Raw genomic sequence first — 12,832 nt, 5'->3', positions numbered from 1 at the left:
AACGACCATGAGTTTGGCTCTTGGCTTGACGCTGGCGGCTGCCGCCGGCTTTGCCGATCTCGACGCCATCGACCGCGAGGTCGCGGCTTTCACCGGTGCGCCGATCGGCGCCCCCGGCGGTGCCTCGAACCCCGTCGATCGCCGTCTCCGCCTGCAATCCTGCGCTGCCCCTCTGGCGGTGACCTGGAACGGCATGCGCCGTGATTCGGTGCTCGTGCAGTGTCCGGGCGGCTGGCGGATCTTCGTCCAGGTGGCCAATGCCACGCTGGGCGCTGCGGCGGTCCCGGTCCTGCCGGCGGTCACGCGCGGCGATGCCGTGACGATCGCGGTCCAGGGCGATGGCTTCACCGTGTCGCAGCCGGGCGAAGCGCTCGAGGCCGGCCCCGTCGGTGCCTGGATCCGCGTACGCGCGGTCAGCAGCAATGCGGCCGCCGCGGCGAATGCCAAGGACACGCTGCGCGCGCAGATCGTCCGCCCCGGCATGGTCGCGATCCCGCTGCCCTGACGACTTTGTGGTCCCAGCGACAGGTAGTTTTCCGAGAGAGCCGGTAAAAATCACGCAGGCCCTTAAAGAAATCTTCCCGGCACCGTTCTGAGGCTCGAGAGAGTGAAGGAGCGGCATCATGCCACCAATCGAACTGGGACCGACGCGCCCGATTGGCGCGGTTGACGTCCGGATTGCCCGTCAGTCCGCCGGACTTCGCGAAACCGCGGAGACCAAGAGCGGAACCCCGTCCACCGTCGCCGCAAGCGACGTGCTGGATCCTGGCGAAGCACCGGTCGACACCAGCCGCGTCGAAGTTATTCGTAAGGCGATCGAAACCGGGCAGTACCCCGTTTTCCCCGCCAAGATTGCCGACGGCATCATTGCAGCCGGCATGCTGCTGACGAAAGGCCAGTAATGGACTCGAAAGCCCTTCGCGAGACCCTGCGGCACATGGTTGCCGTCCTCGAAGCCGAGCGGCAGGCGCTTGCCGGTCTCGACCTCGATGCCATCCTGGGCACCGCGAACGACAAGCAGAAGCTCTGCGGTACGCTCGACAGCTCGGGCGTCAGCGAGCTCGACGACGAGTGCCGCGGCCTGCTCGAGGCCGCCAAGCGCCTCAACGAGGTCAATCGCCAGGTGCGCAACCTGATTGCCGCCAACGTTTCCTCGCGGATCGAGACCCTGACCGGCACCGGCGCGGTCTACAAGCCCGGTGGCACGGGTTCGCGCGCGGCCTATGCCTACGCCCGCGCCTGAGGCGCGTTGATCTAAGGCTTTCTGGCGCGGTTTCGGCCGCGTCCGTCTAAGACTTTGGTCGGATCGCACACCCTGCATCCGGCAATCCAGACATAATTGGCACGATGCTTGCTGAGTAAGCTTCCGGTTCATTTGATACCGGGAGTTTGGCTTGAGCGAGCCTCAGTCCATTGCAGGTTTTTCGGCAAGCCGCGTGCCACCGGCCAACGGTGGCGTGCGTGCTGCGATCGCCCGCGCTGCGCAGAAGACGGGTGTCGACTTCGACTACCTGCTGGCGCAGGCGAAGATCGAATCCAGCCTCAATCCCGGCGCCAAGGCCCCGACTTCCAGCGCCGCGGGCCTCTACCAGTTCACCAACGGCACCTGGCTCCGCACGCTCGAGAAGCACGGCGGCGACCACGGCATGGGCTGGGCCGACGCGATGATCGACGGCGGCCGCGTCACCGACCCCTCGGCCCGCTCGCAGATCATGGCGATGCGCTATGATGCCGACACTTCGGCGCTGATGGCCGCCGAGCTGGCCAACGACAACAAGGCTGAGCTTACCGCTACGTTGGGCCGCGAGCCCGATGCCGCCGAGCTCTACATGGCGCATTTCCTCGGCTCGGCCGGCGCCCAGCAGTTCCTTTCCGCGCTGCAGACCAACCCCGGCCAGAGCGCCGCTGCGATCCTGCCCAAGGCGGCCGCGGCCAACCGCGGCATCTTCTTCGATGGCGGCGTGCCGCGCTCGGTCGCGGGCGTCATGGAACTGATGCGCGCCAAGGTGTCGAACGCCATGGAAGACGGCGGCCTGCCGCCGATGGACTACGACACGGGCCTGGGCATGACCCAGCTCGCCAATTTTCAGCCGCAGGGGCAGCCCGAGGTGACCGGCGGCCCGATCGCCCGGCAATTCGCTGCCGCCCGGCAAGAGATGTCCGACCTGCCGACGGCGCGTCGCTCGATGGCCGAAACCCTTCAGAACGCCTTCGCCTCCACCTCCGTCGGTGGCGCGTCGAGCGTCCCCGCCAATGTCCGCGCCGCCTACGGCCAGCTCCAGAAGTTCGGAATGTAATCGATGATGGCGTTTACCCGCATGTTCCGTGGATCGGCCCTGGCGCTCCCCGCCGGCATCATGACCCTGATCGGTCTGATGATCATTCCGGTCGCGCCAATCGTTCTCGACATCTCGTTCGTGCTCAACATCGCGCTGTCGATCGCGGTGCTGATGGCGGCGATGAACGCGGCCAAGGTGCTCGACTTCTCGTCGTTCCCCACCGTGCTGCTGTTCGCCACCCTGCTGCGCCTGGCGCTCAACGTCGCCTCGACCCGCGTCGTGCTGGTCCACGGCCACGAGGGCGAAGCCGCTGCCGGCCACGTCATCGAGGCCTTCGGCGCCTTCCTGATCGGCGGCAACTTCGCCGTCGGTATCTTCGTGTTCATGATCCTGATGATCATCAACATGGTCGTGGTCACCAAGGGCGCGGGCCGCGTGTCGGAAGTTTCGGCCCGCTTCACCCTGGACGCCTTGCCCGGCAAGCAGATGGCGATCGACGCCGATCTCGCCGCCGGCCTGCTGACCGCCGACGAAGCCAAGAAGCGCCGCGTCGAAGTCGGCACCGAGGCGGAGTTCTACGGCGCCATGGACGGTGCCAGCAAGTTCGTGAAGGGCGACGCGGTCGCCGCGCTGCTGATCCTGGGCGTCAACATCATCGCCGGCTTCTGCCTGGGCATGATCAGCCACGGCATGTCGGCGGGCGAAGCCGCCTCGGCCTATATCACCCTGGCCATCGGCGACGCGCTGGTCGCGCAGGTTCCCGCGCTGCTGCTGTCGATCGCCGCCGCCGTCATCGTCACCCGCGTGGCCGACAGCAACGACCTGGCCGGCCAGATCGGTCACCAGTTCGCCTCGCCGGGCACCTGGCTGCCGGTCGCGGTCATCCTCGGCCTGATCGGCGTCATTCCGGCGATGCCGCAGACGATCTTCCTGCCCGCCGCGGGCATGGCCGGTTTCATCTGGCACAAGCTCAAGAAGCGCGAGCAGCGCCTGTCGATCCCCGTCGCCGAGGCCCCGCCGCCGCCGCCCGATCCGGCCAAGATCACCTTGCAGGACGTTTCGGACCACACGCTCGTCACGATCGAGCTCGGCTATGGCCTGGTCCACCTGGTCGACGACCGCCGCGGTTCGCCGCTGGTCGCCCGCATCACCGGCGTGCGCAAGCAGCTGAGCCAGGCCTTCGGCTTCGTCGTACCGCAGTTCCGCGTCCGCGACGCGATCGAGATGCCGCCGCACGAATATCGCGTGGTCCTGGGCGGCGTGCCGCTCGGCGGCTCCTCGGTGCGCCCCGACAAGATCCTCGCGATCAACGCCGGTGAGGCGCGCGAGGGCCACATGCTGCAAGGCGAGGAAACCTGGGATCCGAGCTTCGGCTGCCCGGCGATCTGGATCGACAACACCTCGCGCGACATCGCCATCGCCGAAGGCTTCCTGACGGTCGACGCCAGCACGGTCATCGCCACGCACCTGAACCAGCTGCTGTCCGAACGTCCGCAGGAACTGCTCGGCCCCGACGAGGTCCGCAACCTGCTCGACGGCATCAAGGAGCATTCGGCCGGCCTGGTCGAGACGGTCTACCCGGCGCCGCTGTCGCTGGCCGCGGTGACCCGCGTGCTGCGCGCGGTACTCGAGGACGGCGTGCCGATCTCGCACCCGCTGCCGATCCTCGCCAGCCTGAGCAAGTCGGTCCAGGTGACCAACGATCACGATCGCCTGGTCGAACTGCTGCGCGCCGACCTCGGCCCGCTGATCGTCGGCCGCATCTGCGGACCGCACGAGCGCCTGCCGGTGATCACGCTCGACGCAAGCCTCGAGAACATGATCGTCCAGGGCATGGTCGATCCGACCACGGGCATCCCGGTCATCGAGCCCGATCTCGCCCGCACCATCGGCGAGCATATCTCGGGCCTGATCGCGAACCGCGGGCCGGGTGCCGTGCCGCTCGCCCTGATCGTCCAGCCGCGCGCGCGCCGTGCCCTGGCCGGTCTCCTCAGGCTCCGCGCACCGACCTGCCTCGTGCTGTCGATCGCCGAACTTCCCCCGACCCAGCCGATCGAAGTGATCGACGTCGTCGGCGCCGCTCAGCAGGCCCCGGGCCTGCCCCAACCCAACTACCACGATTCTCACGAAAGCCTGGCCGCATGAAATACGATCACAGGTCCTTCGCCACCGGGAAATCCGTAGCCGGAGCCTATGGCAACGCTGTTGCCGGTGCCTATGGCAGCGACATCGGCGACCGCATTCGCCGGTTCCTGCCCATGGTCCGCCGTATCGCCTGGCACGTCCACGGCTCGGGCCGTCCGGGCATCGAGATCGAGGATCTGATCCAGTCGGGCCTGGTCGCGCTGACCGAGTGTGCGCAGAAGCACCAAGGGCCGGGCGAGGACGGTTTCGCCGCCTATGCGAAGATGCGCGTGCGCGGCGCCATGGTCGACATGATCCGCCGCTCGGTGCCGCTGTCGCGCGGGGCGACCGAACGGCGCAAGCAATTGCGCGCCACCGAGGAGGCGCTGCGCCTGCAGCTTGGCCGCGAGGCGGCTCCGGCTGAACTGGCCGAGGCGCTGGGCATCGATCTGAACGAGCTGGCGAGCCTGCGCCATGCGAGCGAGCCGCTGCGTTTCGAGGCAATCGACGACGCCTATTCGGACAGCGACATGGCCTTCGCCGACGATCGCCCCGACAGCTTCGCGATGCTGGTGGACGAGGAAACCCGCGGTGCGGTGATCGCGGCGATCACCTCGCTGCCCGAGCGCCTGCAGATGGTGATCCAGCTCTATTTCGTGGAAGAGCTGAACCTCTCGGAAATCGCGCAGGTGCTGTCGGTCAGCATTCCGCGCGTGCACCAGCTCAAGGCGCAGGCACTCGGCCATCTGCGCAAGGAACTCGAAGGCGTCGCCGAAGTCCTGTGATCCCGGGATAAAGAAAGAGCGGCCTTCTTGTGAAAGAAGCCGCTCCGAGTTGGGGAGAAGAGGGATGCAGGTCTAACTCGTTTATTGCTGATTGGTTTCCAGAACATCGGAAACGGATTCTTCTAGCCGTCACATCCGCCTTCGCGACGCTGACGATCGGCGGCCGGCGATGACGGATCAGGGCTTGGTCAGCGCGACCAGTCCATCGGCGGTCAAGACCTGCGGCAATTGCCGCGGCGCGTTCTTGCCGGCCGGATACCAGACATAGAGCGGTACGCCCGCCGCGCCCTGCGCCGTCAGGTAGCGCGTGATCGCGGGATCGCGCCGCGTCCAGTCGCCGCGCAGCACGACGACCCCGGCCTTGGCGAAGGCGTCGCGCACTTCCTCGCGTTCGATCGCGACCTGCTCGTTGACCTTGCAGGTCAGGCACCAGTCGGCGGTGAAATAGGCGAAGACTGGCTTGCCGGCAGAGCGCGCTTCGGAAAGTGCGGCTTCGGAGAAGGGCTTGGCGGGCAGGATGCCCTGGGTTTCGGCCGCGGGTTTGGCGTCGATCATCGACAGCGCCAGAGCGCCGCCGACAACCGTGACGACCAGACCGGCCAGGGCCGTCGCCAGGGCCGAGCGCCCCGCCCGCTGCCGCCGTCCGATCTCGGTCAACACGGCCAGGACACCCACCGCCATGACTGCCGCCAGACGCAGAAAATCGCTGCCGCCGATACGCCATGACAGCCACAGCAGCGCTGCGGCTGTCAGCGCCATCGGCAGTGCCATGACCAGCTTGAACTTCGCCATCCAGGCGCCGGGTTTGGGCAGCGCGCGTCGCAGTGCCGGGACATAGGCGATCGCCAGGAACGGCAGTGCCAGGCCCAGGCCGAGTGCGACGAACAGCGCCATCGCCGAAGGCACCGGCAGCAGCAGCGCCGCGCCCATCGCCGCGGCCATGAACGGGCCGGTGCAGGGGGTGGCGACGAAAGCCGCGAGCAGGCCGGTGGCGAAGGCGCCCTGCGGGGATCCCTCGGTGGCGAAGCCGGGCACGGCGAATTCGAACAGGCCGAGCAGGTTGGCGGTAATCGCCACGGCCAGCAGCAGCAGCGCCGCGACGACTCCGGGCTCCTGCAGCTGGAAGGCCCAGCCCACTTCCTCGCCCGCGGCGCGCAGGCTCAGCAGCAGCGCCCCCAGCAGGGCGCAGGCGACGATGACGCCGGCGCTGTAGGCCAGCCCCTCGCGCCGGGCATGGGCCGCACTCTCGCCCGAACGCGCGAGGCTCAGGGCCTTGAGGCTGAGGATCGGGAAGACGCAGGGCATGACGTTGAGCAGCAGGCCGCCGGCCAGCGCCAGCAGCAGCAGCCAGGGCAGGCTCGCTGTCGTTGCCGGTGCCTCGGCGGCCAGCGGCGTGCCGTCGGTCGGCACGGCGCCGGGTGCGGCATCGAAACTCACGCCGTCGCCGGCCGCGTTGAGCCGCAGCACCCCGGACAGGCGCACGGGCTCCTTCGCCGCGAGCTTGGGGCGTTCGAGCTCGACGATCAGCAGGTCGCCCTTGCGGCTGAACTTTTGCGGCGCGGCATAGGCGATCAGCCGGTCCTCGGTGGCAAAAAGGTGGGGCTCGGCCAGGTCGAGACTCGCGGGCAGCGGGATGCCCAGGCGGATCGTGCCGCCCTCGCGCACGAAGTGCGCCTCGGCGCCGAGCGGCGCGGGCAGGTGGCGGCGCCAGGTGTCGAAGCGCGCATCGGGCGTGCCGCGCGGACCGATCGTCACCGTGGTTTCGAGGCTCGCCTGTTCGGGCACGCAGATCTTGTCGGTACAGGCGAGCCACTGCGCCTCGACGCGCACGAGCTGCTGGCCCGGCGCCGCGTCGGCCGCCAGGTTCAGCGGCACCAGCACCGCATATTCGTGCTCGTAGACGTGGTTCATCAGCCCCGAGATCAGCAGGGTCTCGGGCACCGGATAGCGCGGCTCGCCGGCCTTGGCGCCCGCCGGCAGAGTCCAGCCGAGCGTCATGCCGAGGCCCGCGTCGCCGGGGTTCGACCAGTAGCCGTGCCAGCCCGGCTCGGGCCGCATGCGCAGCGCCAGCCACAGCGTCTCGCCGGGATTCGCGGCGCTTTCGGCGACGAGCTCGGCCTGGATGTGGGTCGGTGCAGCCTGGGCAGCGGCGGCCGTCGCAAACAGCGCGAGGACCTGCCACAACACCGCAACAAGCAGGCGATAGCAGCGCATTCCGGTCGTCGCTCCTGACAGGGCCTTGCGCGCGCAGTGCGGGCCAGCCATCAGGGCTCTGCCGGTTCCGGCTCGAATTTTCAAGGAATGCCTATGCGTCGCTCGTTCGCTTCGTTCGCTCTCGTTCTGGCGCTCACGGCCTCGGGTGCCGCACTCGCGAAGACTGCGGACAAGGCACCGCCGGCTTCCGCGCCCACGCAAGCCTCCGCTCAGGCCCCCGCCCCCACCGCGCCGCCGCGGCTGGTCGTGGCGATCTCGGTCGATCAGTTCTCGGCCGATCTCTTCGCTCGCTATCGCCGCTATTTCACCGCCGGCCTGGCGCGGTTGCAGGAAGGCGCGGTGTTCCCTTCGGGCTTCCAGTCGCACGCCGCGACCGAGACCTGCCCCGGCCACTCGACTCTGCTGACCGGCGCGCACCCCGCGCGCACCGGCATCATCGCCAACAACTGGTTCGATCCGGCGATCGCCCGCGCCGACAAGCGCGTCTACTGCTCGGAGGACGAGCGCGATCCGGCCAGCACCTCGCGCGATCCCGTGGTCTCGGCCTGGCACCTCAAGGTGCCGACCCTGGGCGAGCGGATGAAGGCGGCCTGGCCCGAAGCGCGCAACGTCGCGGTCTCGGCCAAGGATCGCGCGGTGGTGATGATGGGCGGCCACGCGATCGACGCCGGCTACTGGTGGAAGGGTAGCGCCTTCACCAGCTTCGCCGGCAAGCCGCTGTCGCCCGCGGCCCAGGCAGAGAACGCCGCGGTGGCCAAGCTGCTGCAGGCCGGCGCCCCCGCCATCGCGCTGCCCACTTGGTGCATGGCCGCCGACCGTGCCGTGCCGGTCAAGACCTTCACCATCGGCAACGGCCGCTTCGTGCTCGAACCCGGCAAGCCCGACGCCTTCCGCGTCTCGCCGCGGATCGACGCGGCGACCGGCGACCTCGCGCTCAAGCTCGTCGACGAGATGCAGCTGGGCAAGGGCAAGGCGCCCGACATCCTCTCGGTCTCCTATTCGGCGACCGACTATGTCGGCCATGCGCTGGGTAACGGCGGCGCCGAGATGTGCGTCCAGCTGGCCGAACTCGACAAGACGATCGGCCGCCTGCTCACGGGGCTCGACGCGCGCAAGCTCGACTATGTCGTCGTCCTCAGCGCCGACCACGGCGGCCTCGACGCGACCGAACGGCTGAACCAGCAGGCCTATCCGGCCGCCAGCCGCGCCGACAAGGCGCTCAATCCCGCAGCGCTCGGCCAGGCGATCGCGGCCGAGACCGGCGTGACCCCGCCCGCGGGCGCGCTGATCTATGGCGACGGGGCCGGCGGCGACTATTACATCGCGCGCAACCTGACGCCCGAGCAGAAGGCCAAGGTCCAGGCGGCGCTGGTCGCGCGGCTGCGCGCCAGCCCCGATGTCTCCGCGGCCTATACCGGCGCGGAAATCGCCGCCCAGGCGCGGCCGACCGCTTCGCCGCAGGACTGGACCCTGCTCGAACGTGCGCGCGAATCGTTCGATGCCGAGCGGTCGGGCGACGTCGTCGCCTTCCTCAAGCGCGGCGTCATGGCGATCCCCGATCCGGCGCCCGGCTATACTGCCGGCCACGGCAGCGTCTGGGACTACGACCGGCGCGTGCCGATGCTGTTCTGGCGCCGCGGTCTGCCGGGCTTCGAGCAGCCGGCCCCGGTCGAGACCGTCGACATCGCGCCCAGCCTTGCCGCCGTCCTCGGCCTCAAGGTCGCGGCCAGCGAGTTCGATGGCCGCTGTCTCGATCTCGACGGCAGCGCCGGGGATACTTGCCAGCCCCAGCCGTGACGCCTAGTCCGGCGGGCATGGAAGAACGCCGCGATCTGGTCATTCTCGGGGGCGGGCTCGTCGGCATGACGCTGGCGCTCGCCGCCGCCAAGGCGGGCATCACCAGCCACGTCGTCGACAAGGCGAGCCCCGAGGAATTGACCGCCGAGGGCGCCGACGGCCGCGCCTCGGCGATCTCGACCGCGAGCTGGAACCTGTTCGGCAATATCGGCCTCGCCGACCGGCTCGAACCGCTGGGCTGCCCGATCGCCGCGATCGCGGTGACCGACGGCATGAAGCCCGGCCGCATCGATTTCCGCCCCGAGCCCGAGGAGGGCACCTTGGGGCGCATGTTCGCCAATCGCGACCTGAGGCTCGCGCTGTTCGCTGCGGCGCGCGAGGAGCCCTTGATCGCCTGGCACACCAGCGCCGAGGTTGCGGAACGCGAGCGCGGGCCGCACGGTGTTTCGGTCACGCTCAGGGACGGGCGCGTGCTCGCGGGCAGCCTGCTCGTCGCCGCCGAAGGCCGCCAGTCGCCGACGCGCGACGAGGCCGGCTTCTCGCTGGCGAAGTGGGATTACAAGCACCGCGCGATGGTCACCGGCCTCTACCACGAGAAGCCGCACGACAACGTCGCCTGGGAAATCTTCTATCCCTCGGGGCCCTTCGCGCTGCTGCCGCTGCTCGATACGGCCGATGGGCGCCATCGCTCGGCGCTGGTCTGGACCGTGGCGGAGAAGGACGCCAAGGGCGTGATCGGCCTGTCCGATCGCGGCTTCCTCGCCGAAGTCACCAAGCACATGCAGGGGATCTTCGGCGCGATCGAATTGTCGGCGCCGCGCATGTCCTATCCGCTCAACTTCCACCACGCCGCGCGCGTGGTCGAGGATCGCCTGGCGGTGATCGGCGATGCCGCGCACGGTATGCACCCGATCGCCGGCCAGGGGCTCAACCTCGGCCTGCGCGACGTCGGCGCGCTCGTCGAAGTGCTGACCGAGGGCATGCGGCTGGGGCTCGAGCCCGGCGACGCCCAGGTGCTCGCGCGCTACGAGCGCTGGCGCAGCCTCGATGCCTTCGCGGTGATGTCGGTGACCGACGGGATCAACCGCCTGTTCGGTGTCCCCGGCCGCCTGCCGAGCGCGGTGCGTCGGCTGGGCATGGGTGCGATCCAGCGCCTGCCGGTGCTCAAGCGCTTCTTCATGGACGAGGCGCGCGGCGTTTCGGGCAATCTGCCGGAGCTGCTGCGCGGATAGAAGGGGGCGGAATGGGGCTGTCGCTGCAATTCGTCGGCTGCGGCGATGCCTTCGGCTCGGGCGGCCGCTTCAACACCTGCTTTCACCTGACCGGCGCGACGACCAACCTGCTGATCGACTGCGGCGCCTCGTCGCTGGTGGCGATGAAGCGGCTGGGTATCGATCGCAACGCGATCCGCACGATCGTCGTCACCCATTTCCACGCGGACCACTTCGGCGGCATCCCGTTCTTCATCCTCGACGCACAGTTCTTCAGCAAGCGCCGCACACCGCTGACGATCGTCGGGCCGGTGGGCCTGCCTGCCTGGTACGAGCGGGTGATGGAGACCGCGTTCCCGGGCTCTTCCACGGCGACGCAGAAGTTCGCACTCGACCTCGTCGAGATCGCCGCGAGCGAGACGCGCGCGGTCGACGGCGTGTCGGTCGGCGCCTTCCAGGCGCTGCACGGCCCACCCGGCGGGCCTTATCTATCGGTGCGGATCGAGGCCGAGGGGCGCGCGGTGACCTATACCGGCGATACCGAGTGGACGCCGGATCTGATTCCCGCGGCGCGCGACGCGGACCTGTTCATCGCCGAGGCCTATTTCCGCGACAAGACGATCGCGACGCATCTGAGCCTCGACGCGATCGAGGCGAACCTGGCCGAGATGCGCCCCAAGCGGCTCGTGCTCACGCACATGAGCGACGACATGCTCAACCATCCCGATCGGGAGCGCTACGAAACGGCCGAGGACGGGCTGGTCGTAACGATCGCCTAGAACGAGCCGGTCGCCGGTGCTGCGGTTTCAACCGCCGCCCCGGCGTCGGGCGCCAGTGGGCTCGGCTGGTCGACGGTCTTGCCGGCGCCGTCGCGCAGGGTGCGCGGTTCGAGCATGGCGGCGGTCTCGATGACGTCGAGTGCGCGCTGGGTGTTCTCGTAGCGGCGGGCTTCGCCGATCCAGGGCTGGGCGCCTTCGGCACCGGGCAGGCGCTCGACCTCGGCCACGGCTTCGCCGATCTTGCCGCGTGCGAGCATCAGGCGGGCGCGGGCGATGCGGCTTTCGGCGGTGGCGGCGGGGACGGGGGCGCGGCGCACGACGAACAGGCTGGCGATCTCGCGGCGGATGCGCGTCCAGGTGCTCTCGTCGCGCTGGGTGCCGGTGAGCACGGGCGCGACCGCCTCGAGCTGGCCGATCAGCTCGTCGAGCGTGATCGGGCGCTTGGCGGCGGCGATGATCGTCTGCACCGCCTGCGGCTGGGCACCACCGAAGCGCAGGGTCAGCTGGTCGGCGACGAAGCTCAGCGGTTCGCCCTTGTCGATGCGCCGGCGCGCGGCATAGGCGACGAGCAGGGCTTCGGAGCGGGCGGCATGGCCCGAGGCGGCGGTCGCCTCGCTGTCGATCCGCGTCAGCCGGTCTTCGAGCAGGGCGAGCCGCGTCTCGACCCCGCCGAGCGAGGCCGGATCGGTCGGCAGGGCGCTGGGCTGTGGGACGGGGGCGCTGGCGGCCAGCGGCACGGCGCTGGGCTGCGGCGCCATGCGGGCGGTGCGCGCCTCGCGCAGGCTCGCGGGCAACTGGCCAGTCTGCGCCAGCCAGGCGACGATGCCGCCGCCCACGAGGAAGGCCAGCACGGCGGCCAGCAGGGTGGTGGTCAGATTCCGGCGCGGCCTTGGCAGCGGCAACGGTTGGCTCAGCGTTTCATCCGGCATCAGGCCCGCAATTCCTTTCAGCGGCCGGGGTTTGGCACAAGTCCTGCGCCAAGGCCAGCAATGCCGTGTCGTTCGGCACGGCGGCGGTGGCGATCGCGGCCCAGCCGGTGCCCGCCGCGCGCGAGACGCGCGGGCCGATCGTGGCGAGCGCGATCCGGCCGCGTTCGAGCCGATGGTCGTCGCAGAGCGCGGCGAGGTGCTGCGCGGCTTCGGCCGAATGCAGCGCGACCACGGCGGGCGCGGCGAGCACCTGCCTGAGCGCCGGCGACATCGGCAGCGGCTCGCTGGCATAGACCACGCGCTCGATGATCGACACGCCGCGCGGCGGGCTCAGCACCATGCGTTCGCGGCCCGACAGCCGCAGCAGCCGGCGATGTTCGGGCCGGACCAACGGCAGCAGCGCCTTGATCCCGCCGACACCGCTCGCCACCACGTCGAGACCGGCCGCGCGGGCGGCCTCGGCCGTGGTCGCGCCGACCGTATAGGCGGGCTTGCCGGCATAGGCGGCCAGCGCCGCGCCGGCATGGCGCGGGGCATTGGCGCTGCCGAGCAGCAGCGCGTCGAAGCTGTCGGCTGCGAGCGGCTCCCAGGCGATCGCCGATACCGCGAAAAGCGGGAACCCGCGAGCATCGAGCCCGAGCGCGCGCGCCGCCGCGACCGTGGCGTCGCAGCCGGGCTGCGGCCGGATGACCGCAAGCGGGATCATGGCGTGGG

General features: G+C 69.8%; 12 protein-coding genes. 9 read left to right on the top strand and 3 right to left on the bottom strand.

Translation table 11 applies throughout. From position 1 onward, the window contains the following. Nucleotides 1–7 precede the first annotated feature (7 nt). From OLX23_RS06925 to OLX23_RS06900, 6 genes are all read left to right on the top strand, one after another. On the top strand, nucleotides 8–505 hold the full coding sequence (locus tag OLX23_RS06925; protein ID WP_264443998.1) for a flagella basal body P-ring formation protein FlgA: 498 nt from the start codon (nucleotides 8–10) through the stop codon (nucleotides 503–505). 118 nt (nucleotides 506–623) lie between these two features. Next, nucleotides 624–902 carry a flagellar biosynthesis anti-sigma factor FlgM gene (locus tag OLX23_RS06920; protein ID WP_264443996.1) on the top strand — a complete coding sequence of 93 codons (279 nt, stop codon included), beginning with the start codon at nucleotides 624–626 and terminating at the stop codon, nucleotides 900–902. Next, nucleotides 902–1,243: a flagellar protein FlgN gene (locus OLX23_RS06915; RefSeq protein ID WP_264443994.1), complete on the top strand. Its 342-nt coding sequence runs from the start codon at nucleotides 902–904 to the stop codon at nucleotides 1,241–1,243. The genes OLX23_RS06920 and OLX23_RS06915 overlap by 1 nt, the downstream gene beginning before the upstream one ends. A gap of 151 nt (nucleotides 1,244–1,394) precedes the next feature. After that, entirely contained in the window at nucleotides 1,395–2,297 is a 903-nt protein-coding gene (locus OLX23_RS06910) for a lytic transglycosylase domain-containing protein (protein ID WP_264443993.1), read from the top strand. A gap of 21 nt (nucleotides 2,298–2,318) precedes the next feature. Beyond that, nucleotides 2,319–4,424 (top strand): flagellar biosynthesis protein FlhA, encoded by a 2,106-nt coding sequence (locus OLX23_RS06905; RefSeq protein WP_264443992.1) that lies wholly within the window; start codon nucleotides 2,319–2,321, stop codon nucleotides 4,422–4,424. Then, nucleotides 4,421–5,188: a sigma-70 family RNA polymerase sigma factor gene (locus OLX23_RS06900; RefSeq protein ID WP_264443990.1), complete on the top strand. Its 768-nt coding sequence runs from the start codon at nucleotides 4,421–4,423 to the stop codon at nucleotides 5,186–5,188. The genes OLX23_RS06905 and OLX23_RS06900 overlap by 4 nt, the downstream gene beginning before the upstream one ends. Before the next feature lie 177 nt (nucleotides 5,189–5,365). Here the strand turns inward: OLX23_RS06900 and OLX23_RS06895 are convergent, their stop codons facing one another. Then, entirely contained in the window at nucleotides 5,366–7,402 is a 2,037-nt protein-coding gene (locus tag OLX23_RS06895) for a protein-disulfide reductase DsbD family protein (RefSeq protein ID WP_264443989.1), read from the bottom strand. 93 nt (nucleotides 7,403–7,495) lie between these two features. On the opposite strand from OLX23_RS06895, the gene OLX23_RS06890 reads away from it, so the two are divergent. Genes OLX23_RS06890 through OLX23_RS06880 form a run of 3 tightly spaced genes read left to right on the top strand, consistent with a single transcriptional unit; the run spans nucleotide 7,496 to nucleotide 11,189 of the window. After that, the gene (locus tag OLX23_RS06890) at nucleotides 7,496–9,199 is read left to right on the top strand and encodes an alkaline phosphatase family protein (RefSeq protein ID WP_264443987.1); all 1,704 of its coding nucleotides are present in this window, start codon (nucleotides 7,496–7,498) and stop codon (nucleotides 9,197–9,199) included. A gap of 17 nt (nucleotides 9,200–9,216) precedes the next feature. Further along, nucleotides 9,217–10,431: a UbiH/UbiF/VisC/COQ6 family ubiquinone biosynthesis hydroxylase gene (locus tag OLX23_RS06885; RefSeq protein WP_264444901.1), complete on the top strand. Its 1,215-nt coding sequence runs from the start codon at nucleotides 9,217–9,219 to the stop codon at nucleotides 10,429–10,431. An 11-nt stretch (nucleotides 10,432–10,442) separates the two neighbouring features. Further along, the gene (locus OLX23_RS06880; RefSeq protein WP_264443986.1) at nucleotides 10,443–11,189 is read left to right on the top strand and encodes an MBL fold metallo-hydrolase; all 747 of its coding nucleotides are present in this window, start codon (nucleotides 10,443–10,445) and stop codon (nucleotides 11,187–11,189) included. Here OLX23_RS06880 and OLX23_RS06875 read toward each other — a convergent pair. Beyond that, on the bottom strand, nucleotides 11,186–12,118 hold the full coding sequence (locus OLX23_RS06875) for an MICOS complex subunit MIC60 (RefSeq protein WP_264443984.1): 933 nt from the start codon (nucleotides 12,116–12,118) through the stop codon (nucleotides 11,186–11,188). The genes OLX23_RS06880 and OLX23_RS06875 overlap by 4 nt on opposite strands. Then, the gene (locus tag OLX23_RS06870) at nucleotides 12,108–12,824 is read right to left on the bottom strand and encodes a uroporphyrinogen-III synthase (RefSeq protein ID WP_264443983.1); all 717 of its coding nucleotides are present in this window, start codon (nucleotides 12,822–12,824) and stop codon (nucleotides 12,108–12,110) included. The genes OLX23_RS06875 and OLX23_RS06870 overlap by 11 nt, the downstream gene beginning before the upstream one ends. Nucleotides 12,825–12,832 lie beyond the last annotated feature (8 nt).

The sequence above is a fragment of the Novosphingobium sp. JCM 18896 genome, from assembly GCF_025938095.1.
Taxonomy (GTDB): Bacteria; Pseudomonadota; Alphaproteobacteria; order Sphingomonadales; family Sphingomonadaceae; genus Novosphingobium.
This window is presented reverse-complemented; position numbering and strand designations above follow the sequence as displayed.

Bases quoted from the DNA above. Each gene is read 5' to 3' on its own strand.
- OLX23_RS06925 (WP_264443998.1), top strand. From the start codon at position 8: ATGAGTTTGGCTCTTGGCTTGACGCTGGCGGCTGCCGCCGGCTTTGCC.
- OLX23_RS06920 (WP_264443996.1), top strand. From the start codon at position 624: ATGCCACCAATCGAACTGGGACCGACGCGCCCGATTGGCGCGGTTGAC.
- OLX23_RS06915 (WP_264443994.1), top strand. From the start codon at position 902: ATGGACTCGAAAGCCCTTCGCGAGACCCTGCGGCACATGGTTGCCGTC.
- OLX23_RS06905 (WP_264443992.1), top strand. From the start codon at position 2,319: ATGTTCCGTGGATCGGCCCTGGCGCTCCCCGCCGGCATCATGACCCTG.
- OLX23_RS06900 (WP_264443990.1), top strand. From the start codon at position 4,421: ATGAAATACGATCACAGGTCCTTCGCCACCGGGAAATCCGTAGCCGGA.
- OLX23_RS06895 (WP_264443989.1), bottom strand. From the start codon at position 7,402: ATGCGCTGCTATCGCCTGCTTGTTGCGGTGTTGTGGCAGGTCCTCGCG.
- OLX23_RS06890 (WP_264443987.1), top strand. From the start codon at position 7,496: ATGCGTCGCTCGTTCGCTTCGTTCGCTCTCGTTCTGGCGCTCACGGCC.
- OLX23_RS06885 (WP_264444901.1), top strand. From the start codon at position 9,217: ATGGAAGAACGCCGCGATCTGGTCATTCTCGGGGGCGGGCTCGTCGGC.
- OLX23_RS06880 (WP_264443986.1), top strand. From the start codon at position 10,443: ATGGGGCTGTCGCTGCAATTCGTCGGCTGCGGCGATGCCTTCGGCTCG.
- OLX23_RS06875 (WP_264443984.1), bottom strand. From the start codon at position 12,118: ATGCCGGATGAAACGCTGAGCCAACCGTTGCCGCTGCCAAGGCCGCGC.
- OLX23_RS06870 (WP_264443983.1), bottom strand. From the start codon at position 12,824: ATGATCCCGCTTGCGGTCATCCGGCCGCAGCCCGGCTGCGACGCCACG.